Source organism: Candidatus Villigracilis saccharophilus (genome assembly GCF_016711665.1).
Genome location: NZ_JADJSO010000081.1, coordinates 24,359 through 47,630, shown reverse-complemented (window position 1 = coordinate 47,630; position 23,272 = coordinate 24,359). Strand labels below are relative to the sequence as shown.

Sequence of the window (23,272 nt, the reverse complement as noted above, 5' to 3'; positions counted from 1 at the left end):
AAAGTTAGACTTGCATTCTCATGACTTCGCGATAGGCTTCCACCAGCTTGTCACGGATGCCGAGCGCCACATTGAAGTTCACATTGTTCTCTTCCATCCCGATCATGACGGCATGCAGGTCAACACTTTCGCCGCGCGCCATTTGTTCAACCAGGGCATCAGACTTTAGTTGAGAATCGTTCAGGGAAGTAAGCATATTCTCAAAGGATTTGGTGATCTCGCTGGTATTCGAACTCGCAGATGACTTCTGCGCGGGATTAATATCCGGGATTGACGGGATCGGGCTGGGAGTAATGGAGGATATCGCCATGATTACCTCCCGATCTCAAGCGCTTTGAGCGCCATGCGTTTCACCGCCTCGATCGAAGCCAGGTTGGCTTCATAGGAACGGGTCGCCGAAAGCATGTTGGTCATCTCAACCACAATGTCCACGTTCGGATATGTGACAAAGCCCTGCGCGTCCGCATCCGGGTGCGTGGGATCATAGACCCGCGGACCTGTCTGTGTATCGGTGGTTATTTCAGCCACCTTGACACCGCCCTGCAGGTTGCTCAACTGATTGCGGCGGGCGGCGACAAGCTTGGGCAGAAAAGCGTTCTTCTCCTCAGGCATGAAAACAGCATCCTGACGCTGATAGGCCCCGCCCGCCTCAGTGCGCGTGGTCTGCGCGTTTGCGATATTGTTCGAGATCAGGTCCAGACGCAAGCGCTGGGCTGTCAACCCGGATGAACCAATACGGAGTGCTTCCCAAAAACTCATAATATGCTCCTTGTCGCCTAGATAGTATCAAATTCGGCGGCATAAAGGAGTAAAGGCTGTGTGAAGTTAAAATAAATTTTATGTTAAAAAAACAAAGCGCCATTTCCCTTACGGGAAGGCACTTGTGCTTTATTTTGCAAGATCAGGCATTTTGTCAAAGCCGTTCGACATTCTCCTGAAAACTTATTTATGTTTTCTACTGAGCGGAAGCATGAGACGCTCCGCTCAGCATGACCAACGAATGTTAAGCCAGGATGTTCCCAAAAGAAGTGAAAGCGGGAACAGAACTGACTGTACTGTTGCGGGCAGCAATGCTCTGTTCAGTTGCAGCCCAAGCGCCACGAAGTTCAGCCAGAATGTGAGAGGCCGATGCGTAATCGCCTTTGCGGATGCAATCCATGCACCATTGGTATAGACTGTACAATCCATTGGATACTTCCGGATAGTCCAGATCAAGGCAGTCGCGCAGGGCACTGATCGTTGTAATGGCTTTATTGAAATCCTTGCGTTCGCAGGAGCGGATCGCCAGGTCGTACGCCATGATCACCAGATGAAGCGGACTGGCGCTGATCACTTCTTGCTGTTTGTATGAATTGGTATAAGCTGCTTGATACATGGTTTCTGATCCTCGTATTTTTTTCTTGCGTTTTGTTCTATGCAATTATTTTCGGCTGACTTTTCTCAATCTTGAATATTGCAACGTTAATTCAACATAAATTTTTTAGCCGGGATTTTTATTGGGACTGGAGTCGAGAAGCTCCGTACGATTTAAAAACAAAGGTAACGCAATACCTTCCTGCAGCCTGAAAGAGTGGTGAAGGGCAAGATGTTATTACGAATTAATTCAAAGACCTAGGCAGTCAGCTGCAATATATCGCCGGCATTCAATTTGGAGAATTCACTGGCCGGAATGGTCCTCAAGACTTTTTTGTTTTCGCGATCGACTACGAACACGGTCAGTTCATTCGTATCATCATTGACGCGGAAATGGACCGAAACATTGGAAGAACTGATCGATGTTGACTGTTCAGACTCATTTTCCAGCTGCTTTGGTGACACATCATGATCGGCAGAAGATTCCAGCGGAGCCTTGACCGGGGCTTTCGCCTGCGTCTTGACCTGCGCTTTGGGAAGCGTGCCAGACACGGCGGTTAAACTTACATTACTGATTGGGCTGATCGAATTTTCACTCATCACACACACTCCTTGCATCCTTGCATGGAACTACTACATATCGTTCCTTGGCGGGCAAACCTCATGCTTGCCGGCGCTTTATTTTATAGAAGCAACGCCTTATCCAGAGCTATCTGTTGTTGTGCCTGTAAACATACCAAGCCATTCTGCTGTTCTACCATAATCCGCGATCTGGGTCTGGAAACCCAGGTACTGGTTGTACAAAGTCTGTTTGCGGACCGTTAAATTTTCGTTGTACTTTGCAATCCGTTTGTCATAATTCTTACGCTGATCATCAATCGAGGTCAATGTATTGGCCAGTGAACCGCTGGAGCCCGCGAAACGAGAGACCAAAGTGTTGAGATCACCCATACCGGTATCTAATAACGCGGTTACATCAGACTTATGATTCTTGAGCGCGTCACTGAATTTGGTGCTGTCAAGAGTCAGTTTCATATCCTTATCGAAGGTGATGCCGATCTCAGATAAATTCTTAAAACTGCCGCTGTTGGTGATGTTGCGGTTTAATCGGTTGAGCATGTCAAATCTCAAACTACTGAAGCCAAGATCTCCGCTGAGCGGACCGCGCGTATAAGCGGTCTTGCCGTCAGCAGTTGTTGTTGGAGTGGACGTGAGTTTATCCTTTAGGTGAGTCAAGGCCGCGTTAAATTTATCCACCATCGACTTCATCAAACCAGCGGCTTTGTCAGATGTGGCGGAAATACTTAACCGCGCGCTCTTGCCCTCCGCATCTGATGACAGGGTAATGGTTGTTCCATCGATGACATCAGTTAGGCTACTGTTGGTCGCACGTGAAACGCTCATGCCATTGACAGTGAACAGGGCATTTTGGGCGGACTGCAGATCTGCGCCAAAGCCAAGTCCGGCGCCGTCGGTATAGAGCATGGTGTGGTTTTCACCGCTTTTCGAACCGGTCAAAACCAGTTTATTGGCCACGATCGAAGCTTTGAAATCACGTCCTTCAGGCTGGCTGGCGGCGTTAATGGCAGTCGTGATGGTGCGTAAAGTATCTGACGAGTTGATCGTGATCGAAGTACCAGCGGCGGTATAAGTTAGCGCTGTGCTGGCGGTTGTTCCTAAAGCGTTTAATGTCAGGTTCAGACCACGACCAGTATCATAACTGCCGGTAGACATGTTTTGCCAGTCACTGGTGTAGTTCGTGCCAGACTGGTTGCGGATCGAGACCGCTTTCCCATCCGCATCAACCAAACGGAATTGACGAACTCCGTTTGAATCGCGAGATTCTACGGTATAGCTGCCTGTACCCAACTCACGCTGGCCGCTGGCCGATGAAGTGTTGATCAAACCCGTGACTGAGTCATTCGCAGTAAAACCAACCGCACTTGTGCCAGTGCCTCCCAGCCAAAAGGTACCGCTCTTCCCCAAAGCGACATCCGGGCTGAACGCCGCAGCTGTGGATTTGGATTGGGCTTTTGCCAATTGAGTAACCGCGACATCGTAATCTGCGGCTGCGGCACTCTCAGATGAAGTGGCGCTAAGGACTGTTGTACCAGCCGTGCCAGGTGTAATGGAAACTTTGCTGACCGTGGTCAGTCCATAGGTTGCCTGAGTACTGATGAGCGCATGGATCGCAGATTGCAGCGCATCAAAATTTGTCTTTATATCCTTATAGACCCCACGGCGCACATCGATCTGGTCTTTCTGAGTCTGCACCCTGTTGAGCGGAGCACTCTCAGATTCAATAATCGTCTTGATCGCCGTCTGGAAGGAAGGCGCCAAGCTCTTTATTGAACTATCAATGGATGAGATCGTGTTAGCCATGTTTCACCTTGTTATCCTGCAAATTTATATGTTCTGAGAGCCATATCGGGGAGGCACCCAAGGCGCCTCCCCGAAACATACTTATCTGCGTGTTCGAGCCATTACCTCTTATCGGAAGAGGGCCAGCAGGCTTTGCGGGGCCGCATTCGCCTGAGCTAACATGGCTGTGGCCGTTTGCTGCAAGATCGTGTACTTGCTGGCATTGACCTGTTCTTCCGCCATGTTGGCGTTCATAATGCGGTTGTAAGCGCCTTCAACATTGACCTGAGCTGTGGAGATCGCTTCTTCCTTGAAGCTCAAGCGAGCCATCAATGAGCCGAGACCGGAAAGGGCGCTGGTCACTTTGTCGAGAGCATAGTTGGCTGTGGTCATGTACGCGCCAGCTTTGATGGTAGTGGAGACGTCCACTGAGAAATTGTTAGCCTGTTGGTACGTGAAGCGTTCTGTTTCACCAGCCGCCATGTTTGCAAAAGCGCCCATGGTGATGCTGACGCCGCGACCAGTTTGGAACGTGCCAGCCGCTGCTTTGTAGGAATACAAGCCAGAGATGGAACCCGCAGCATTGCGAGCGATTTGAGTAGCCGAGCCAGCAGCATCGTTCAACTCAAACTTGGCTTCGTTTTTCGCGATGTATTCAAAGTTCATGGATTGACCAGCTACCAAACCTGAGGGGTCAGTACCAAAGGTCAATGAAACACCGAGCGCTGCGGCAGCGCCGTTCACGAGGTTACCACCGGAGATATTGGCAGCTGTAACTGTCATGGAACCAGTTGTATTCCAGCTTGAGTCATCCAGATTGGTAACAATATAGCTTGTGGAAGTGGTGGATGTGGCAGCGGTGATCTTGACGTTGTAGCGTCCAGATGTGAGTTCCGCAGCGGCACCGACACTTGTGCCCAAGGCGTTGACGCCAGAGAGCAGGCTGCTCGTTGTATCCAATGTGGCTTTGCCTTGCGTGGTCGAAACAGCCTTGTCCAGGATCTCAAAGGAATAGTCACCGGTAGTCAATTCGGACATGCTGCCCAGTTGGCTGGATGTCGTTCCACCGCTAAATGAGTCGCTTACGTCTACAAAGGTAGCTGTATCAGCTGAGACGACATCAGAAAGATTTAAGGTAGTCGGGTCAAGTTTGTTCGGGAGAGACCAGGTTGTGGTTTCGCCTTCATCCACACCAGTTTGGAAAACTTTGTTACCGCTGGTGTTATCGAGCAGTTTGACGCCGTTCCACTTGGTCTGATCGACCAGGTCCTGGATCTGCTGGGCATAAGCGGAGAGCTGATCCTGGATCGCGGCGCGTTCTGAAGTGCCGAGGGTATCGGAAGCAGCTTGTTCAGCCTTGCTGCGCATCGACACGATGATGTCTGTCATCTTGCTCAAGCCGCCTTCGGCGACGGAGAGCATGTTCTTGGCATCGCTGATATTGTCGAGGGAGACCTTCAGGCCTTCCGAGCGGGCGAGCATTTTGGTGGCGATGGTCAGACCAGCGGGGTCATCCTGGGCGCTGTTGATGCGCTTGCCGGTGGAAAGGCGGGTCTGGTGCAATGCCAATTTCGCATTGATATTTTGAAGAGAATTAAGGGCGTTAAGAGCGCCGATATTACTTGCAATTCGAGTTACATCTACGTTAGCCATGTCAAACCTCCATGTTTGAATGATAGTTTAAGGGGATCCTTCCCCTTATTGAATTTGATCCAATTACGATTGAGTTCCTGAGAACTTTCTTGCGGACATTTTTGTTCGAGGAAAATATTGGGTTGCTTTTTCGATATTTGACCTCCAGCGGACTTGATTTGGATATTCAGTTTTTATTCTTACATATAGTTTCGGCAGGAGCCCCTTTTACTTGAGCCAACTGGGGATGAATCGGCATAAAAATCACATTAATTGCATAATTGAAAGAAGTGTGTTTTTTTGCCTGAAGGGCGTACATTTTCGACAAAACAATCAGAAAACAGCCTTCCATCCAGCCATCTGAGGGTTTATTTTTTATGCTTGTGTGTTTTAGCGCCGTAAGGCAGGCGTGCAACCTGTTTGAGTAATGCCTTCACTCTTTCATCCTGCGGGGCCAGTGCTTGAGCCTGCGCCAATCGTTGACGCGCAGCGACCTGATCTCCCTTTTGCACCAGTACCTGGACAAGTTCAAGAAGTACATTTAAATTTCCCGGCTCACACCTCACGCCCGCCTCCCATAAAAGTACAGCTTTTTCGAAATCTTTCTTTTCCAGCAGATGATCCGCCATTTTCTTAATCAGGAAGACCCCCATCCGGTCGGGCAATTCTCCACCCAGAGTACCGGCAAGCTGCACTACTGGAAGACCTATCTTAAGCGCTTCTTCCCAACGCTCCTGTCCGATCATCGCTTCCGTCATAAATCCAAGGAATGTTAAATCGTGAGGCGCCATCTCCAATAACAAGCGGCAGGTCTTCTCCGCCATTGCAAAATTCTTTATCCGTAAGAAGTAAAAAGTCATGCCGAACAGGCTGGTATAGCTGTTGGGGGCGATCTGCCAGGCTTGTCCCAGAACCTGCCAGGCATTTGATGGATCATTTAAATTTAAATAACAAACTGCCAGATCTATATAAAGGGTAAGCCTTTGAGGAAGTATTTGAATCTTCTTTTGGATCCATATTTTAATTTCCTCCTGATCGCCCCGTTCTTCTATCGCTTTAAACTGAGCTTCAATATCCAAAAAATTGGCGATCTCAACCCTGAACATCACGTCATGCGGGGGGGAAAACTCTAAAGGAGATGGACGTCGAGCACAAGCCATGGCGGCCATTTTTTCCAGTAAGCTTGCTGATACTGGCAATTCCATTTGGATATCGCGGTTAATCTCAGACTCATTAATAAGTGTCGCGAGGTTTTTTAGAATGGTTGTATCCTGGAAAGTTGCCAGATGATTTATTACATCAAAACGAGTTCGCGGCCAGGTACCGCCAGTGTCGCCCCGCCTGCGGCGAAATTTCAGTTCAATCTCATTTTCAGATCGGCAAAAATAATGGTTCAGCTGAATTTTTTCAATATGGTTTGGAAAATCCTGGTTATCAACCCGTAGAAAGCCCTCATTTACACACCAGAAATTATCTTTATAGGTAAAGTCGTGCGGCGAATATGGCATCCAGGTCCGGTCTGGTCGGATAATACATTTAGTCAAGGTATTTCCATGAAAAGTTTCATGGGTTCGTAGTGTGTAACCAGATATCTGGCCGGCAGCGGGACGTTCACGGTGACCACTGGACCCAAAAAAAAGGGAACTGACGGCCAGCCCGCCATACTGTTCATATTCTCTCAGCAGCTCTTTCAAATCCAAGCAGTTTTTCGGAACCAGAAATTCATCCGTATCGATGAAGCCCATCCAGCGGGTATACATTCCAAAGGTCTGCAGGCAGTGATCGTAGGCATATAACTGCACTCCCCTGCCAGGTATATCCATCACCACGACCCACTCACGTTCAATATATTCCTTGAGCGTCTCACGCAAACTAACCTGACTTTCATTATCATAGATGTAAAAACGATCGACTCCCATAAGAATATGGTAATCCAGCCATTCCGACAGGTAATCATTCTCATCTTTGCAGATCAGGCATAAACTTAGATAATCCATTTTTAAACCTTGATTTCGCTTATTTAATTAATGATCGATAACATTTGCCTGCCTGGACAGGTTCATTACAATCTCGTTCCGCGGAGCAAGTTCCTGGGCACGGGTCAGGTACTTGAGAGTGCCTGACCTATCGCCGGCAAGCAGCATGGCTTGAATAAGTTCAAGCAACGCGTTCAGGTCATCAGGCTGGCATTTCACCCCGCTTTCCCAGAGGCTTACGGCTCCTTGATAATCCTTCTTTTCCAAAAGATAATCTGCCATTTTCTTGACCAGAAACACACCCATCCGATCCGGCAATTCCCCCACTTGTGCAGAAAGTTCCACAACCGGCGTGCCGATCCGAATGGCTTCCTCAAATCGTTCCTGCCCAAGCAGGCTGTGTGTCAGCATTCCCAATGCAACCATATCGTGAGGCGCTAATTCCAACAAAAGACGGCAGGTGCTCTCGGCCATAGTAAAATTTTTTACTCTGAGAAAATAAAAAGCCATGCCGCCTAAAATAACATAATTATTTGGGGAGATTTGCCATGCCCGGCTTAACATCTGCCAGGCAGCAGCAGGCTCGCCTAGATCAAGCAGGCAACTTGACAGATCGGAATAAAGAATAATGATCTGCGGTACCATTTGCAGACGAAGCATCATGAGGCGTTTTGCCTCATGCAAATCCTTTTTGTCGAGGGCTGTTTGAATTTGATCCCTTAGAACCGCCATATTGGAGAATTCGGCCCGAAAATTCTCTGCTGTAACCGGCAGCGCTATTTCCAGCTCGGATGCATAACGGAATCGAGTCAGTGCAGACATATTTTCGAGCAGGCGAGCGCGCCTGGGGTCAGTTAAAAGAACAGAAGAGTCGAGATTTGCTTTCTGAAAGTGCTGATCTAATTTTTGGAGGATGCTAAGTTCTTCGTAAGTGGCTAGAAAATTTATCACATCAAACCGTCTGCGCGGCCAGGCGGCGTTCATTGCCCCGCGCCCGCGCCGTACTTTTAGATCAATTTCATCTTCAGAGCGGCAATAATAGTGATTAAGTTGAATCTTTTCTGTCTTGATCGGAAAACGCTGTCCATCAACACGCAGAAAACCTTCATTCACACAATATGCGTCTTTCTTATAAATAAAATCATGCGGGGAATTCGGCATCAATGTTTGCGCCGGCTGGACAATGCTTTTTACGAACTCATATTCTTTGAAGGCCTCATGAACACAGCTTGTATAAGAAGCGATCTGCCCGGCGGCAGGGCGGGATTGATTCCCATTGGACCCAAAAAATACAGAGCTTACTGCCAACCCGCCAAATCCCTCATACTCCTTGAGCAATTCCTTCAGGTCGAATGTGGTTTTTGGTACGAGAAATTCATCCGTGTCGATGAATCCCATCCAAAAAGTATTCCCCCCAAAATTCTGCAGGCAATGATCGTAGGCGGACAACTGCATCGCTCTTCCAGTAATGTCCACCACTACGACCCAACTGCGATCGATATAATCCTTAAGACTCTCACGCAGGCTCACCCGGCTTTCGTTATCATAAATATAAAAACGATCAACACCCATCAGAATGTGATAATCCAGCCATTCTGGCAGGTAATCGTTCTCATCCTTGCAGATCAGACATAAACTTAGATAGTCCATACAGCACCACAGATTAAATAAACGAGCTTCCCAGACAAAGACACGCTTCAGTTAATTCCCAAACAAATCTCGAGTAGACAATGTAATTACACATGTCAATATCCACCGTATCTTATCAGAGACGAAAGATAACAATCGTAAAACACAAGTAAAAAATAATAGGCGTTATCTTTACGATCTTTTTATTACATATGAATGCATTGGTTGTTATGATGTGCCAGCATATCGAATTTGCAGAGAGCGCATTATGAGCAAAAGAAGCTTAAAGTTAAAGCATGACAAAAAAACACCCCTTCGAATACAGAACACAGTCGGTCACCGATCCGCGCCTCAAATCAAACCGCGCCTGGTACAAGGGGGGTACGCGGCCATAAAAGAGTGCCGCATCGGTATGATGATGTATAACGTCAATGACCTGATCGGCGGACGGGGACTGGATCTATACGGAGAAGCAAAATGGTCTGATGTTGAATTATTAGGGCAGGTACTGCATGCCGGTGATGTAGTAGTGGATGCAGGCGCCAATATCGGCAATCACACCGTGTTTTACGCAAAAAAAGTATCGCCAGGCGGAATAGTTTATGCATTGGAGCCTCAAAGGTTTACCTTTGAGATTTTATGTGCAAATCTGGCGCTAAACGGTTTAGTGAACGTGATTCCCATGCAGGTGGGAGCTGGTGAAACAAATGGAAATCTTTCAGTCCCATTGCTCAATCCAACTGTAGTTCAAAACTTTGGAGCTGTCAGTCTAGAGAATCACTCAAGCGGCGATATTATAAAAATAATAACATTGGACTCTTTGGAATTAAAGCGCTGCAATTTAATAAAGATCGATGTTGAGGGTATGGAGTTAAAAGTGTTACAGGGGGCAGAAAATACGATCAAAACTCACAGGCCTTTCCTTTTTGTCGAGAACAACAACATAAAAGGATCACCTGAAACTGTCCAAAAACTATACGATTTGGGTTACAACTGTTGGTGGAAAATAGCACACCATTACAATCAGAATAACCACTTTCACAACCCAGATAATATATGGGCTAATCTTGTTCCAGATTCCAATATGGTCTGTGTGCCGCAAGAAAATAGTATAAAAGTTAATGGACTTGAACCCGTTGTAAAATCCGGCGATACCTGGGTTGAAGCGCTAAGGCGCCAGGGCTTGATCGCCTGATCTTTTTAACTTTCCATCCCTCTCCACAAAAGCAGCACAAGCTCAACACAGTGAACTTTTCGATCCATTTTATCCGGGCTTTGGGGCGTTCGCGATACCTGAACTGATTTTATGTCATTGTGTGCCATTACGACTTAAGTAGCCCAGCCTGTTTACTACCTGTACCCAGGTGTCAGAGACACTGACCACAGGCTCAAAACCATTAACATTTAGTGCAGATTCTTTTGGAACACAAATCATATTCGCCTCAGGAACAATATTTTCCCAGACATTTTCTGCATTATGAAAGAAATTATTTGGATTGTAATAGGGAGCAATATGCCACCAACAATTGTAGCCAAGATCAAACAAGGCTTGCACCAACTCCGGGTCGCCATTACGATCATTATTTTCAACAAACAGCAACGGGCGGCAATCCCTGATGGTTTTCTCAGCTCCTTTTAAAACCTTGAGCTCCATTCCTTCCACATCGATCTTGATCAAGTTACAGCGTTTTAATCCCAGTGTGTCCAGCGGCTGCACTTTTACAAAATCTCCAGCAGCGTGGCCTTCAATTTTTAGAGCCGCAAAATTTTGTGCTATAGCAGGATTTAATACTGGTACTACTATTTCGCCAGACAGGTCGCTCGCGCCGTTCTGCAGAGGAACAACATTAAGAAGACCATTCAAGGCAAGGTTGGCGCACAGGAATTCAAAAGTGATCCGCTGCGGCTCAAAGGCATAAACCAACCCGCCTGGGGAAACTTTTTGGGAAAAGAAAACCGTATGCGTACCGATATTCGCGCCAACATCTACGACCACATCACCGCTTTTTAATATTTGTCCCAAACAATCAAGTTCCGCCTCGCACCATTCACCGTAAATATCCATCCCGCGCCCTACAAACAAGTCATTTAAGTTGTACATGAAAAGCCCATGGCGGCATTGCTTTATTGCAACATAATTATTTACCAACAGTCGTGAGTGGAGTGTTTTTTGTGGCTGGATGATTGGTTTTATGTTGTGTTTGAAATTACGTTTGCTCATCGGTTTCTCTTTGATTTCAATCTGATCATTCAGGACATTACTTCGCAGTATAACAACGTATGAATAATTAATTGATAAAAATGATGTAAAAAGGAGACGCTTCTCATGAAATTTATGCCGCGTTTATGCTTTTCCGAAATACTGACATGAATTATCGGTTTGTCGAATCTTTATTGATATAATCCTTTTTCAAGAAGGAGTCAGCCCATGTTAAACAACCTGTCAAACAGTCAGAAAAATGCGCTTCAAATTATTTTTGTGTTTGCATTATTGGCAGGCGCTTTTATCCTGTTGAACTATTTGGGCGCAACAAAGACCAGCAAGACCAGCAGCATGGTTCGATTTGAAGTCGAAGCGTCCGGCGGTTTTGCGCTGATCACCTTGAAGAGCGGGGATGAATATATTTTCAAATCGACCACCGTGACAGCGCCCTGGTCGAAAAGCATAAAGATCAAAAGCGGCGTGACAGTCTATCTCACGGCGTCAAACCCGACCGCGACCGGGGAAATCACCTGCAATATTATCCTGGACGGGACTCCCTGGAAAACAGAATCGATCAGCACGCCCAAGGACGGAGTGGCTTGTGCCGGGATCGTTCCATTTTTTTTTTTGGGCGCGGGGGGGCCCTTTTTTTTTTCCCCTGGTGTTTTCCCGGGGTTCCCTTTTGTTTTCTCTCCCCTGAAGCCTTAATCCATACTGAACCTGATAAATTCCGCGCTCATTCCTGGCGTTATTTTGGAATATTAAGAGACCTTTCCTGCCGACGAACCATGTCAGCAGAAAAGGTCTCTTTTTTATTTTCAGTTAAGCGGTCTACTTCTTCAAGATATCCACTTTCGGGGTCTGAAGTTGGGGCGTCTTTAAACTGGATTGAACGCCTTCGTGCAGGGCAAGGTGGATCGTCAATGGACCGATGGTAGTAACCAGCGGCACGATCAAGCGCGGAAACTCAAGCGTGGATATGGTTGCGCCCTTGCCGATGATCAGGGAAGGCGTGGAAATATTCGATTCATAGCCCGCCGCAGCCAGTTTCATGCTGGCCTGCCCGGTAATGACATTGCCAAGTTCCGCGATCCCGCTCTGGGCGAGGCGGTCCAAAGAGTCGAATTTACTACCCATCAAGACCGAAGCCAGTCCCACGGCCACGTCTTTTGACATGCTATAAAAAACGGTACCATCTACAGCGCCGATCAGCGAAATGATCACGGTCACATCATCCGTTTGATATGATCCAGCGTCAAGGCGCAGGTCCCCGCGCTGAACGGATTGATGCGTCTCAAAGCTCAAGATATCATGGGCTGCATCAACAAAGGGATTTAAAAATTTAACATTCATGATTTTCTCCAGTTCACCGTACTGACGAATGACATCAGGAACCCTTTTGGGAATTTGGGTCGTTGATCAGTGATATTAATGCGTCCGGGATGGCCGGCTCGCCCGGGTTCTTCTCCCTTAATGCGATGTGAACCGTTAATGTGCCGTATTGAGTGACCAAAGGCACCACAATACGCGGGAAGCCTAGCGTGGAGATCTCGATGCCATTCCCATTCACAACCGTTGGGGTGGAAATATTCGACACATACCCGGCCTCTGAAAATCTGATCGTCGCACGTCCGCTGATCACGTTTCCCAGTTCGGCTACACCGCTCTGTGCAAGAGAGGAAAGTTCAGTGATCTCCTGCCCCAGCATCTTTGAAACCAGGTTCAGACAGGTGGGAGTGTGCATCCCGTACATCACAACACCATAGACATCCCCCACCAGATTGATCAACACGGTAATATCATCGGAAGTGAGCGAGGATTTTTGCAGAGAGATCTCTCCGCGGGAAACATTCGCTTCCACTTCCGCCTTCAACACATCCACCGCAGCTTGAATAAACGGGTTTAACAGTTTTGCATCCACTTATTTTCTACCTCCAGGAGTCAGCATAAAGCCTGACCGAATTTCAACCAAGATTGATTAATTCCTTTGCCTTGGTTAATTGCTCAGCTACTTGCTCAACGTGATGGAACAGATCTTCCCAGGTCATGCCCAGGCGCTTCAGGGCGCTTTCCTCAAGGGGGTAGCGCAGCCCATCGACCCCGATTCCAACTCCCAGGATCATCATGGACACATCCGCAACGTGTATGGTGGCCGCCAGAAGTTGATGGTTCTGCGCCATTTGTGGTTCGTGATGATGGGCGATCGCTGTCACCAGGCTTTCGGGAAGCTGCCAGCGGCGGGCGATCTCCGCTCCCAGCATGGCATGATCAACTCCAAAGTTATCACGTTCCATTTCCAAAAAGGAATGCTGCCCCCATTCTATTCGATTAACATCGGTCTCGCGCAAAAGTTTTTCAAACACCAGCTTGCCGACATCACATAGCAGACCGGCAAAATACGCCTCATCATCGATCTTCAGCCGGAATCGTTTCGAGATCAGCTTCGCGCCGATGGCAGTGCCAAGCGCATGACGCCAGAGTTCGCCGCCCGGCAGGATATACCCGGGCAGGGGTTTGTTCAGGTGGTCGGACAGGGAATAGTTCATAATCAATTCCTGCACGATATCCAGTCCCAGAACAACGATGGCCTGCTGCACGGTCGCGATGCGGCTTTCCATTCCATAAAACGCGGAATTGGCCCAGCGCAGCACATGCGTGGTTAGAACCTGATCCGTCCCAATGACACTTGCCAGATTGGCAGCGCTTGAGTCCGGCGAGCGGATAAGCGCAAGCGCCTTCAGGGCCGCCTGGGGCATGGGAGGCAGCTTGCCAGCCTCTGCAATAAGCTGATCAACTGAATATTTCATCATTCATCCATCATAGTTTCTTATAGAAAGAAATGCCAAAATTTTGCAGGCCGAATTTCGCGGCTCCTGAGAGGATCTCCGTGCCGCCCACGAACAAGACACCACCGGGACGCAGCGCCGCGCTGAATTTTGCATAAAGAACATCTTTTGTTTCGGTCGTAAAATAAATGACAACATTCCGGCAAACGATCAGATCAAAACCAGCGTCAAAGCGGTCCGTGATTAAATTCTGTTCCTGAAAGCGGATGTTCTTTTGTAAACTTTCGCTGGCATGATACGGAGCGGCGGCGCTGATGTATTTCTTGCGCTGGGCCGGGGTCAGATTGCGGATGTCCTCTTGTGTGTACGGTCCGCGCGCCCTGGCTTTGACCAGCGCACCGCGATCAAGGTCCGTAGCCAGGATCGAATATTTTTGATTTGGAAATGCCTCTTCCATCAGGATCGCCAGAGTGTAGGGTTCTGTCCCGATCGAGCAGCCGGCACTCCATATTTTCAATTCCCTGGAGAGAGGGTTTTCCCTGGCGTTTTTAATCAGATGAGGAATAATGTCCTGACGCACCAGGTCCCAGCGGGCGGGGTCGCGGAAAAATTCAGTAACATTGATCGTCAGATAATTTCGAAAACGTTCAAGCTCAGTTGTGTCAGTTGTCAGTAACTGAAAATAATCCTTCCAGGTATCCGCATGAACGCGCACCAGCCATGAATCCAGGCGACGTTTCATCTGCTCGTCTTTATAATGATCGAGATCTATATTAAACGAGCGTTTGATCGAAGCTTTGACCTGAGTATAATCACTTGCATCCATATTTTTTAATCCTGCTTAGTATAAAAGTTAATTAATGACCATGTCTCGGATCGCAGCCTCAATGGCTTTGGCGATCTGCGGACGCGGCAAAATTTCACTGGCCGCGCCAGCCTCGACCACACTGCGCGGCATCCCCCAAACCACACAAGTGCTCTCATGTTCGGCAATGACATGTCCGCCGGCGCTATGCAGAATTTTCGCGCCAAGAGTGCCGTCACTGCCCATTCCCGTCAGGATCACAGCGACCACATTCTTTCCGAAGCGCTGGATGACAGAGTTTAATGTCACATCCACGGAAGGACGTACCCCGTGCACAGTTGGTTTTTGATTCAACACGACCTGTTCGTTGTCATCCAGGATCATGTGAAAACCGCCGGGCGCGAGCAATATCTGCCCGACCATAAGTTGATCGCCCGGCTCGGCTTCCTTGACCTTGAGCGGGGAAATCGAATTAAGACGTTCAGCCAGCGAGCGTGTAAATCCGCTTGGCATATGCTGTACAATCATAACTGGTGAAGATAAATTTGCGGGTAAAGCGGGGATAATTTCATTTAAAGCACCCGGTCCGCCTGTGGATGACCCGATCAGGATCACGGGTGTGTTCTTGCGATAAGGGCGTACAGGCTTTTCTGGTTTACTGGATTTGGGTGAATCTGAAGGTAGTTTTCGTGATGCGATCGCGGTCGTTGATTTGACCTTCGCTTTGGCAGCCTGCTTTATTTTGACGGCAATATCGCCCATCTCAGAGCGAATATCGAGACGGTTGTCCGGCTTGGCAATGAAATCGACTGCGCCAAGCATAAGCGCCTGGATCGTTTCAGCAGCACCTTCCTTGGTTAAACTACTGAACATGATGACCGGGCGCGGAAAATTCTTCATGATCTCGCGCAGAGTCGACAATCCGTCCAGATGCGGCATTTCCACATCCAGTGTGATCACATCCGGCTTCATTTGCGGAATGAGCAGGAGAGCTTCCTTGCCATTACTTGCCGTGCCGACAACCTGTAGATCAGGATCCGCGTTGAGCTGCTGGGTAATGGCAAAGCGCATAAACGCGGAATCATCCACCACCATCACCCGCACCGGGTTTGGCGATTTTGTAATTTCCTGAGACACTACCTTGTCTGCCATAATTTGATTATGCCAGAAGTTTTGTAATTGCTTTCATCACACGTTCATGTTCGAAGGGTTTTACAATGAAATCGCGCGCGCCTGATTTGACGGCTTCCAGCACAACCGATTCCTGACCCAGCGCAGTCAGCATGATCACACGCGCCTTGGCATCAAAACCGATAATTTCTTTAAGCGCCGCCAACCCGTCCATTTCCGGCATGGTCACATCCATCAAGACAACATCCGGACGGGTCTCTTTATAAGTGTTCACGGCGACCAGACCGTTCTCAGCCTGCAAGACTTCATAACCGTCTGATACGAGCATCTTGGTCAACCGTACTCGCAGAAATTCAGCATCATCCACAACCAAAATCTTTGCCATAATTTACTCCTCTTGGGGTTCTAGATATCTCGTTCTTTTTCGCCGATGACCCTGACAGTCACGCGGCTATCGGCAACATAAACATGAACAGTGCGCCCGGTATGTCCGCCCACTTCCTCAGCAGTGATCTTTAAATTCAAGCGTTGTAAAGTCTTACGGGCAGTTTCCATGTTGCGTGTCCCGATATCAAAAGCATTTGCCATCCCTGGCGCGATTAACATATTGGCTCCTCCAACGATACGAATGATCAGCCTGTTCTTGTTCGCGCCTTCCTTAACCACAGCCTCAAGCAATCCTACAATTCCAGTGTCAACATATTTTTGAGAGACGGGATCATTCGATGAGACTCCATTCGCCGCCCCAGGAAGTACGGCATGAAGTAGTCCGGAAACCCGCGTACTCGGATCAACCATTGAAATTCCCAGGCATGAGCCCAGTCCATAGGCTACCAGCACATCATCCGGGTTCCGGCTGATGGCGCGTTCACCTAATCCCAGGCTTATCGGATCTTTCTTCATATTTAAGAATTCTTCTTAAGCAAATTTTGGAGCGCGTTCATGTCCGGGATGACCCAGAAATTCGCCTCAACACTGCGGACACCATCCATAAAATTGGCCTGCATCAACAAGATCTGGTCGCTGATGCCGCCGGATGTCGCGACAACGATATCGAGGATCGCCCCAACCATATCAACCATCACAGCCGGGGGGGTGGGTTTGATGCTGGCTCCCACCAGCTTCGCAAGGGAATTCAGGAAGAATGTACCGCACATGTTCCCCAATTCACCGAGCGCGGACCTTTCGATCGAGCCTAGATGCTGCGTGGTTCCCTGGGGAATATCCATTAATAGGTCCACCAATTCCATGGCTTTTTGATAAGGCATGATCATCATGATCTGCCCAACCATATCGCCTTCAAAGCGCAAATAGATGCCGACCGCATCGTCTTCCGGCCCGCCGACAAGTTCCGGTATTGTCAACAAGGGCACAAGCCGCAGTGCCGGGTTACTGACCTCGATCTTACGACCGATCATGCCCGAAAATCCGTGCGCCGCATTCTTAATGCCTTCACTGGCGATGGTTTTCAGTATTTCCAACAAGTCCTGATCAAACGGGGCGATATCGTTCATAGTCGAGCACCTTTCCTTTTTAAATTCCAGCCAGCTTGAATAAACCAAAAACATCAACGATCAAAGCGACCTGGCCCTCGCTAAGAATGGCCGCGCTTGAGATTCCAGGAATGTCGCCAATGAATCCGCCCAGGGGTTTCACAACAACGTCCTCTTCCCCGACCAGAGAGTCGACGATCAAGCCAACCCGTTGTTTGCCCGATTGCACGACCACGGCAAAAATATTCCTGCCCTGGTCGTCACCCTGTTGGGAGTGGAAAATATCCGAAAGGTTGATCAGGGAGAGCACACTCTGCCGCAACACTGTGACGGGTTTTTGGGATATATATTTTATTTCACGTTGCTCAAGGCGCAGGGTTTCCGTGATCATCACCAGGGGAATCGCAAATGTGGCATCAGCGACCTTGACCAGCAAAGCGGGCACAATGGCAAGTGTGAGCGGCAGAACGATCTTGAACTGCGTACCACGGCCGATCTGGGTCTCCACTTGAATGGAACCATTTACGCGCTGAATATTCGTGCTGACAATATCAAGACCGACGCCGCGTCCGGAAATATCAGTGACTTTTTGGGCGGTCGAAAGACCCGCCATAAACATCAGGTCAATGGACTGGTCCTCGGTTAAAGCGGCCGCTTCCTCGGCAGTGATCAGGCCTTTTTGCACGGCGCTCTTGCGGAGCTTTTCTCCATCAATGCCGCCGCCGTCATCTTCAACGGTCAGGATGATGCGCCCCTGTTCGTGGCGGGCGGTCAAGGTGATTGTGCCCCGCTCCGGTTTTCCGGCAGCGCGGCGCTCTTCTGGAGATTCGATACCGTGGTCAACAGAGTTACGGACAAGGTGGATCAACGGGTCGTTGATCTCTTCGATCATCGAACGATCCATTTCAGTCTCTTCGCCGTGGATGACCACATCAATGGGCTTGCCGATCTTCTGCGACATATCGCGCACCATGCGCGGGAACTTTCCGAAGGAACTCGAGATCGGCAGCATGCGGATGTGCATGACCTCTTCCTGAAGCTGGTCGGTGATGCGCCCCAAATGCGTGATCGTCTCAGCGATCTGATCGTCATTGCTGTTATTGCGCGCAACACGGCTGTGGATTTTCTTTAAATGGTTCCGATCGGTGATCAATTCGCCGACCAGGTTCATCAGGTTATCCAGACGCTCCACGTTCGCGCGAATGGTCATATCAGCGCTGCGCCTGCCAAAGGGCGTGGAAGCGCGCCTATCATTCGATGAAACGGCGGGCACAGCAGCGGTCGGGGTCTTAACAGGCAGGGCGGGGGTATTTTCCACTTTCTCTGGAACCTTTGGCGGTTCTGGCTGGTCGGGCAGGGCCTGCTGGGGAGGCTCTATCACAACGGATCCATTCGCGATAACGATCACGCCGTCAATGGAAGCCTCATCCACATCAGAGATCCTGGCCAAGGCAGATCTGACCATTTCAACAGACCAGGATGTATTGACAACAGCTGTAAAGACACTGACAGAGGCGGATGTCTCAATCTGCGCCTGACTTGGCTCCATCGACTGAATGTCCCCCATATCCTGCAGCGCCATCATTAATTGAAAAGCGCGCGCCGCAGAAGAGATGCTGCTCGGATCGATTCTGGCATGGATCTGAAGCGGCCTGCACTCCAAATCCGGCGCGCTGGTAATGAGCGCGTCGATCTTATCTTGAACGTTATGGGGGCTACTCTGCGAATCAGAAATTCCAGCACCGGCAATGATCGCATCGATCTGGGTTTCGATCTTTTGCCTTGCAAGAACATTCTCCTCCAACAAAGCATCTGAAATGGTATTTTCTTGAGCTTTCTGCAGGTTTTCGTTTTTTACGTTTTCTATAAAATCTTTAAGCGCCGTCACCATTTCATCAATATTCACATCGCAAGTTTGCGATGTGACCACTTCATCCCGAAGCAGGCGCAAATGATCAACAGCTTCCAGACAAAGATCAAATAATTGTTTCGATATCGGGATGCTGTTTTTGCGGACCCCATCCAGTATATTTTCAAGCGTATGGGTGAGATTTGTCATGCGCTTGTGTCCGATCATGCCGGACATACCTTTGATGGTATGGGCGGATCGAAACACAGTTTGAATAAGTTCGGAATCAGGTTCTTCCCGCTCCAGGCGGATCAGAATATCATCCAAAACTTGCAAATGTTCATCCACCTCAGCTAGAAAAACCGGCAACTCTTCTTCACTGATGTCAAAAATGATTTCCATAGACTATTCCGATATCCTCAATTTTCCTGCTGACAAAAGATAGCACACAACCCCGTCTTATGCAGTAAATCATCCGTAAAGAGAAACCAAAAAACGGGTAAATTTATTTATGGCTAAAGTACATATCCACGAACCACCAACACCCCCCTCCAAAAAATGTCATTTTTTATCCCTCCGCATGACCCAGTCTTGTTCCACCACTGTCGATATAAATTGAGCGCATTCCTTAAAATAAAAAACCAAGTGCCCCTTTATATAAGGGCGCACCTGGTTTTATCGTTTTATTCTATTCGAAAGTTCAGGGAGTATCTTCACTTTTTTCCTGTTTTTCATTTTCTTTTTCAGTTTCAGACAACAGCAGTTTTCGCAGCTGTTCAAATGTCTCAGATTCAGTTTCTTTTGCCATCAATTCTTGAATCTTGACTTGATCCTGGACTGCCTGGTAAATTTCCTGTCTTAATATGATGGTTTCGCGCGGAGCGTTAATCCCGATCTTAACCCGGTCGCCCTCGATCGCAAGCACGGTTACAACGATCGTATCCCCAATCAATAGACTCTCATCCACTTTGCGTGATATTACCAGCATGTTCACACACTCCACGTACCAGGATATTCAGGATATTTGGCGCTGGAAGGTGTTTCGCTGGGACGGGAGTTATTGCATGTAATCAAAAAGTGTGAGCGCTGAAATAGCCCGCTGGCTGACCTCTAAAACGGCTTGGAAGGTGGTTTGCTGGTTTGTCAGCAGGGCGATCCCTTCCGCCATATTGGTGTCTTCTTTTTGAGAAAGCAAATTTTTGGTTTCGATCTTGACCGTTTCCAGGAAATTCGACGCCGAATCGACCTGACGCATTCGCGCACCATTCGATGTGCGATATTGATTCACAATGTCCGATGAAGATTTTACCCTAGTCAATGCTTCCTGCAAAGTAGGCATGGCGGGAGGAAGAACGGCAGGAGGAGTTGGCACCGCAGGTACGGGGGCGGGAAGATGGATATTGTTCTGGGTCAAGGCATTGCTGGCTACAATCAGATCTTCGATGAACTGCTGAATAGCCTGATCACCGCGAACATTCATGGGAACAGTTTGATCTGGCCCCAAGGTGCGCTGCATGATGCCTGTATCTCCACGATAGTTCAGGACTTTGGGAATAAATGTGTTTCCCTGATAATCTGTATAAGGCAACTCATTCACCGGGTCTGCAGCTACATAGTCTGTCAAGTCAAATGGTTTCTGATCAATTTGATATCCAGAAAAAATGAATTGACCGTTCACAGAAGAATTGCCGAGTTCAACCGCCTTATCGATCAGTCCCAGCATTTCAGTTCTTAATGCAGTATATCTCTCGCTTCCAGACAGAGAATCATTAAGCCCGCGCAAGATAATGTTCGACGCCTGCACTCCGATCTCTTCCAATTGATTTAGGGCGTAATCGGTGGTGTTCATCCAGTTATTTGTGCTTGCGGCTGTATCAGCGTAGGCTTCAAGCGTCCGCAAATTGGAACGCAGACTGAGGCTGGCTGAAGCATGAACTGGATCTTCAGAAGCGGTCTGAAACTGCTTCTGGGTTGCAACCCTTTCTCTCAGTTTGCTTATCTTTTCCTGACCGTCCGCCATATTTTGGATGGCGTTGTTCATCATCATCAGATTAGTAATTCTCATGCCTGCTCCTCATCATCCTAACGACCGGTCAATCCCATTCGATTAATGACCAGGTCCAGCAGTTCATCCATCGTGGTCAACATGCGGGCGGCCGCCTGATATGCCTTCTGAGTTTTCGCCATGTTCGCAGCTTCTTCATCCAGATTTACGCCTGCAACCGATTCGCGCTGGTCGCTCAAGGCTTTGGCCACCAATCCATGCTGGTAGGTATTATCAATGGCGCGCTGGGTGCTCACTGCCAGGCTTGTTATCTGAGTGTTGTAATATTCATTCAAAGTGACATCTCCATTAAAAGGAGATGCTGCTATTTTGGAATTTTTTAATGCGACCATTTCCAAAGCGACCGTATTATTTCCAGGTTCAAACTGGTTTTTGGATGTAACGACCCCGGCGGCATCCAGCAAAGTGTTAACTGCGATGGTGCCCGCCTCGGAACCTGCTGTAACTGTAAAAAAATCCTTGCCGGCGACATCGTTCATATCGAAGCCGGATCGGTGAATAGTATTTACCTGTGATGTCAACTCACTTGCCAGGGAATTTAGTCCGGTTAATTGACCCACCAAAATTTTATCGCGGGCTTCCAGCGTCCCCTTTAGTGAGCCGCTGGTTGGGATCATCTGTTGGCCATCACTCCAGTAAACATCTGACATGCCAACGTTAGGTGCCGTGGTGTTTGTCTGGGTGTGGAGTTTAAAGGCATCATGCCCTACAACCAAAACATGCCCGCCAATGGAAACCACCATTTCACCATTCTTTTGCTCGGTTGAAACTGCGCCGGTCAAATTGGCGAGTTGATCAAGCGCCATGTCGCGTTTGTCCATCAAGTCATTGGGTTGTTCCCCCACCGATAATACATGCGAAATCTCGGCATTCAGCTTGGCAACCTGATCGGCGAGGGAATTGACCTCGTCCACCTGACTGGAAACGGACAAATTCTGATCGTTGCGCAACAGGTTGATCTGCTCCGCCCGACGGTTAAAAGCAGTTGCCAGCGAACTGGCATCATCCAAAAGAACGCTGCGTAAGCTGTTATTTGTCGGGTCACTCGAAAGTGACTGCCAGCCTTTCCAGAACTGGTCCAACTTTGGAAGCAAGCCATCCTCGGAGGTTTCCGCGAGCGTCGCTTCCAACTGATTGAGGATTTCACTTTGGGATTCCCAGTTTTTTGCCTCGGCTGAGATGGTCCGAAAACGTCCGTCAAAAAACGCCAGGTTGAAGCGTTCAACCCGCGCGATGGTAACACTGCCGCCTCTTTGCCCGGCACGGTTAATGAACTCTGAACCGCCTAAAGTTGTGGGCACTGCCGCAGTCAGGATCGCGGACTGGCGGCGATACCCAGGCGTACTAGCATTGGCGACATTGTGCTGGATAATCTCCATCACCTGAGACTGGGTCAGGACTGCCTGTAGTGATGTTGAGATCGAGGAAAGAGATGGCATCGGTAAATTCCTTAAGCGCGAAACTCAACACCCAGACCCGTTGCTGGTTCCTGGTGTGTCCCGCTCATTGGAGATCGGTAGCCTGATTCTGGCTGGAACATACTGATCAAAAATGATTGCGTGGCCTTAAGCCAATCCAACTTGGTGACGGCAATGGCCTGGCTGGCGTGGTTTATTTCACGCGCCTGGCCGGCCAGGCTGTAAATTCCTTCTGACAGGTTCTTAATGCGATTCGCATCCTCTGCTTTAAAAAATGGCAAAAGAGCCTGGATGGAGGTATTTTCCAGATGGACGCCCAGAGAAATGGAAAATTCCTGGATCACCTGACGGCATTTATCTTCCATTAAACCCATCTTATCGAGCAAAACTTCCTTGTCTTCCACAAGTTGAGGCACCAGCTCGGGCTCATTTAATAGTGCTGCACGTTCTTTTTTGGATAATTCGATTAATTCCTGTAATAACCTGAATTGTTGAACAAGTACCTGTTCCAGTTCGAATCTATTTATGATGAATTTATCGGCTACCATAGCAGAAATCCTTTGAGTTTATA

General features: G+C 48.5%; 24 protein-coding genes. 2 read left to right on the top strand and 22 right to left on the bottom strand.

The annotated features are described in order from the left end of the window. Positions 1 to 4: 4 nt before the first annotated feature. The 8 genes from fliE to IPL17_RS25270 all read right to left on the bottom strand — a co-directional run bounded on the left by fliE (position 5) and on the right by IPL17_RS25270 (position 8,972). Positions 5 to 310, bottom strand: coding sequence for a flagellar hook-basal body complex protein FliE (fliE, locus tag IPL17_RS25305; protein ID WP_345309869.1), 306 nt, complete (start codon positions 308 to 310; stop codon positions 5 to 7). Positions 311 to 312: 2 nt separating this feature from the next. Continuing rightward, a complete protein-coding gene (gene flgC / locus IPL17_RS25300; RefSeq protein WP_345309868.1) occupies positions 313 to 759 on the bottom strand; it encodes a flagellar basal body rod protein FlgC in 447 nt (148 codons plus the stop codon). Between the two features lie 244 nt (positions 760 to 1,003). Then, positions 1,004 to 1,375 (bottom strand): flagellar export chaperone FliS, encoded by a 372-nt coding sequence (locus IPL17_RS25295; RefSeq protein WP_345309867.1) that lies wholly within the window; start codon positions 1,373 to 1,375, stop codon positions 1,004 to 1,006. Between the two features lie 236 nt (positions 1,376 to 1,611). After that, complete coding sequence (locus IPL17_RS25290; RefSeq protein ID WP_345309866.1) at positions 1,612 to 1,953, bottom strand: flagellar protein FlaG; 342 nt, start codon at positions 1,951 to 1,953, stop codon at positions 1,612 to 1,614. A 99-nt stretch (positions 1,954 to 2,052) separates the two neighbouring features. After that, on the bottom strand, positions 2,053 to 3,735 hold the full coding sequence (fliD, locus tag IPL17_RS25285) for a flagellar filament capping protein FliD (protein WP_345309865.1): 1,683 nt from the start codon (positions 3,733 to 3,735) through the stop codon (positions 2,053 to 2,055). A gap of 108 nt (positions 3,736 to 3,843) precedes the next feature. Further along, positions 3,844 to 5,367 (bottom strand): flagellin, encoded by a 1,524-nt coding sequence (locus IPL17_RS25280; RefSeq protein WP_345309864.1) that lies wholly within the window; start codon positions 5,365 to 5,367, stop codon positions 3,844 to 3,846. Between the two features lie 347 nt (positions 5,368 to 5,714). Continuing rightward, positions 5,715 to 7,343 carry a glycosyltransferase family 92 protein gene (locus IPL17_RS25275; RefSeq protein WP_345309863.1) on the bottom strand — a complete coding sequence of 543 codons (1,629 nt, stop codon included), beginning with the start codon at positions 7,341 to 7,343 and terminating at the stop codon, positions 5,715 to 5,717. A gap of 27 nt (positions 7,344 to 7,370) precedes the next feature. Continuing rightward, positions 7,371 to 8,972: a glycosyltransferase family 92 protein gene (locus IPL17_RS25270; protein ID WP_345309862.1), complete on the bottom strand. Its 1,602-nt coding sequence runs from the start codon at positions 8,970 to 8,972 to the stop codon at positions 7,371 to 7,373. A 247-nt stretch (positions 8,973 to 9,219) separates the two neighbouring features. Here IPL17_RS25270 and IPL17_RS25265 point away from each other — a divergent pair, with 247 nt between their 5' ends. Next, on the top strand, positions 9,220 to 10,146 hold the full coding sequence (locus tag IPL17_RS25265) for an FkbM family methyltransferase (protein WP_345309861.1): 927 nt from the start codon (positions 9,220 to 9,222) through the stop codon (positions 10,144 to 10,146). 114 nt (positions 10,147 to 10,260) lie between these two features. On the opposite strand, the gene IPL17_RS25260 is transcribed toward IPL17_RS25265, so the two are convergent. Further along, positions 10,261 to 11,172 carry an FkbM family methyltransferase gene (locus tag IPL17_RS25260; protein ID WP_345309860.1) on the bottom strand — a complete coding sequence of 304 codons (912 nt, stop codon included), beginning with the start codon at positions 11,170 to 11,172 and terminating at the stop codon, positions 10,261 to 10,263. Between the two features lie 207 nt (positions 11,173 to 11,379). On the opposite strand from IPL17_RS25260, the gene IPL17_RS25255 reads away from it, so the two are divergent. Then, positions 11,380 to 11,862, top strand: coding sequence for a hypothetical protein (locus tag IPL17_RS25255; protein ID WP_345309859.1), 483 nt, complete (start codon positions 11,380 to 11,382; stop codon positions 11,860 to 11,862). Positions 11,863 to 11,985: 123 nt separating this feature from the next. Here IPL17_RS25255 and IPL17_RS25250 read toward each other — a convergent pair whose 3' ends face one another. From IPL17_RS25250 to IPL17_RS25190, 13 genes are all read right to left on the bottom strand, one after another. Then, complete coding sequence (locus IPL17_RS25250; RefSeq protein WP_345309858.1) at positions 11,986 to 12,507, bottom strand: chemotaxis protein CheX; 522 nt, start codon at positions 12,505 to 12,507, stop codon at positions 11,986 to 11,988. A 34-nt stretch (positions 12,508 to 12,541) separates the two neighbouring features. After that, positions 12,542 to 13,075 carry a chemotaxis protein CheX gene (locus IPL17_RS25245; RefSeq protein ID WP_345309857.1) on the bottom strand — a complete coding sequence of 178 codons (534 nt, stop codon included), beginning with the start codon at positions 13,073 to 13,075 and terminating at the stop codon, positions 12,542 to 12,544. 43 nt (positions 13,076 to 13,118) lie between these two features. Next, complete coding sequence (locus IPL17_RS25240; protein ID WP_345309856.1) at positions 13,119 to 13,961, bottom strand: HDOD domain-containing protein; 843 nt, start codon at positions 13,959 to 13,961, stop codon at positions 13,119 to 13,121. 10 nt (positions 13,962 to 13,971) lie between these two features. After that, positions 13,972 to 14,766, bottom strand: coding sequence for a protein-glutamate O-methyltransferase CheR (locus IPL17_RS25235; RefSeq protein WP_345309855.1), 795 nt, complete (start codon positions 14,764 to 14,766; stop codon positions 13,972 to 13,974). A 27-nt stretch (positions 14,767 to 14,793) separates the two neighbouring features. Next, complete coding sequence (locus IPL17_RS25230) at positions 14,794 to 15,897, bottom strand: chemotaxis response regulator protein-glutamate methylesterase (RefSeq protein ID WP_345309854.1); 1,104 nt, start codon at positions 15,895 to 15,897, stop codon at positions 14,794 to 14,796. Between the two features lie 7 nt (positions 15,898 to 15,904). Continuing rightward, on the bottom strand, positions 15,905 to 16,264 hold the full coding sequence (locus IPL17_RS25225; RefSeq protein WP_345309949.1) for a response regulator: 360 nt from the start codon (positions 16,262 to 16,264) through the stop codon (positions 15,905 to 15,907). 17 nt (positions 16,265 to 16,281) lie between these two features. Continuing rightward, on the bottom strand, positions 16,282 to 16,779 hold the full coding sequence (locus tag IPL17_RS25220; RefSeq protein WP_345309853.1) for a chemotaxis protein CheD: 498 nt from the start codon (positions 16,777 to 16,779) through the stop codon (positions 16,282 to 16,284). A gap of 2 nt (positions 16,780 to 16,781) precedes the next feature. Then, complete coding sequence (locus tag IPL17_RS25215) at positions 16,782 to 17,390, bottom strand: chemotaxis protein CheC (protein ID WP_345309852.1); 609 nt, start codon at positions 17,388 to 17,390, stop codon at positions 16,782 to 16,784. Between the two features lie 19 nt (positions 17,391 to 17,409). Beyond that, positions 17,410 to 19,620, bottom strand: a complete 2,211-nt coding sequence (locus IPL17_RS25210) for a chemotaxis protein CheA (RefSeq protein WP_345309851.1) — start codon at positions 19,618 to 19,620, stop codon at positions 17,410 to 17,412. 298 nt (positions 19,621 to 19,918) lie between these two features. Continuing rightward, positions 19,919 to 20,206 carry a carbon storage regulator CsrA gene (gene csrA, locus IPL17_RS25205; RefSeq protein ID WP_345309850.1) on the bottom strand — a complete coding sequence of 96 codons (288 nt, stop codon included), beginning with the start codon at positions 20,204 to 20,206 and terminating at the stop codon, positions 19,919 to 19,921. A 69-nt stretch (positions 20,207 to 20,275) separates the two neighbouring features. Continuing rightward, positions 20,276 to 21,283 (bottom strand): hypothetical protein, encoded by a 1,008-nt coding sequence (locus IPL17_RS25200; RefSeq protein WP_345309849.1) that lies wholly within the window; start codon positions 21,281 to 21,283, stop codon positions 20,276 to 20,278. Between the two features lie 17 nt (positions 21,284 to 21,300). Continuing rightward, entirely contained in the window at positions 21,301 to 22,722 is a 1,422-nt protein-coding gene (flgK, locus tag IPL17_RS25195; protein WP_345309848.1) for a flagellar hook-associated protein FlgK, read from the bottom strand. 11 nt (positions 22,723 to 22,733) lie between these two features. Further along, a complete protein-coding gene (locus IPL17_RS25190; RefSeq protein ID WP_345309847.1) occupies positions 22,734 to 23,249 on the bottom strand; it encodes a flagellar protein FlgN in 516 nt (171 codons plus the stop codon). Between the last annotated feature and the right edge of the window lie 23 nt (positions 23,250 to 23,272).

Excerpts from the sequence above, each read along its gene's own strand:
- fliE (WP_345309869.1), bottom strand. The coding sequence starts at position 310 with ATGGCGATATCCTCCATTACTCCCAGCCCGATCCCGTCAATCCCGGAT.
- flgC (WP_345309868.1), bottom strand. The coding sequence starts at position 759 with ATGAGTTTTTGGGAAGCACTCCGTATTGGTTCATCCGGGTTGACAGCC.
- IPL17_RS25295 (WP_345309867.1), bottom strand. The coding sequence starts at position 1,375 with ATGTATCAAGCAGCTTATACCAATTCATACAAACAGCAAGAAGTGATC.
- IPL17_RS25290 (WP_345309866.1), bottom strand. The coding sequence starts at position 1,953 with ATGAGTGAAAATTCGATCAGCCCAATCAGTAATGTAAGTTTAACCGCC.
- fliD (WP_345309865.1), bottom strand. The coding sequence starts at position 3,735 with ATGGCTAACACGATCTCATCCATTGATAGTTCAATAAAGAGCTTGGCG.
- IPL17_RS25280 (WP_345309864.1), bottom strand. The coding sequence starts at position 5,367 with ATGGCTAACGTAGATGTAACTCGAATTGCAAGTAATATCGGCGCTCTT.
- IPL17_RS25275 (WP_345309863.1), bottom strand. The coding sequence starts at position 7,343 with ATGGATTATCTAAGTTTATGCCTGATCTGCAAAGATGAGAATGATTAC.
- IPL17_RS25270 (WP_345309862.1), bottom strand. The coding sequence starts at position 8,972 with ATGGACTATCTAAGTTTATGTCTGATCTGCAAGGATGAGAACGATTAC.
- IPL17_RS25265 (WP_345309861.1), top strand. The coding sequence starts at position 9,220 with ATGAGCAAAAGAAGCTTAAAGTTAAAGCATGACAAAAAAACACCCCTT.
- IPL17_RS25260 (WP_345309860.1), bottom strand. The coding sequence starts at position 11,172 with ATGAGCAAACGTAATTTCAAACACAACATAAAACCAATCATCCAGCCA.
- IPL17_RS25255 (WP_345309859.1), top strand. The coding sequence starts at position 11,380 with ATGTTAAACAACCTGTCAAACAGTCAGAAAAATGCGCTTCAAATTATT.
- IPL17_RS25250 (WP_345309858.1), bottom strand. The coding sequence starts at position 12,507 with ATGAATGTTAAATTTTTAAATCCCTTTGTTGATGCAGCCCATGATATC.
- IPL17_RS25240 (WP_345309856.1), bottom strand. The coding sequence starts at position 13,961 with ATGAAATATTCAGTTGATCAGCTTATTGCAGAGGCTGGCAAGCTGCCT.
- IPL17_RS25235 (WP_345309855.1), bottom strand. The coding sequence starts at position 14,766 with ATGGATGCAAGTGATTATACTCAGGTCAAAGCTTCGATCAAACGCTCG.
- IPL17_RS25230 (WP_345309854.1), bottom strand. The coding sequence starts at position 15,897 with ATGGCAGACAAGGTAGTGTCTCAGGAAATTACAAAATCGCCAAACCCG.
- IPL17_RS25220 (WP_345309853.1), bottom strand. The coding sequence starts at position 16,779 with ATGAAGAAAGATCCGATAAGCCTGGGATTAGGTGAACGCGCCATCAGC.
- IPL17_RS25215 (WP_345309852.1), bottom strand. The coding sequence starts at position 17,390 with ATGAACGATATCGCCCCGTTTGATCAGGACTTGTTGGAAATACTGAAA.
- IPL17_RS25210 (WP_345309851.1), bottom strand. The coding sequence starts at position 19,620 with ATGGAAATCATTTTTGACATCAGTGAAGAAGAGTTGCCGGTTTTTCTA.
- csrA (WP_345309850.1), bottom strand. The coding sequence starts at position 20,206 with ATGCTGGTAATATCACGCAAAGTGGATGAGAGTCTATTGATTGGGGAT.
- IPL17_RS25200 (WP_345309849.1), bottom strand. The coding sequence starts at position 21,283 with ATGAGAATTACTAATCTGATGATGATGAACAACGCCATCCAAAATATG.
- flgK (WP_345309848.1), bottom strand. The coding sequence starts at position 22,722 with ATGCCATCTCTTTCCTCGATCTCAACATCACTACAGGCAGTCCTGACC.
- IPL17_RS25190 (WP_345309847.1), bottom strand. The coding sequence starts at position 23,249 with ATGGTAGCCGATAAATTCATCATAAATAGATTCGAACTGGAACAGGTA.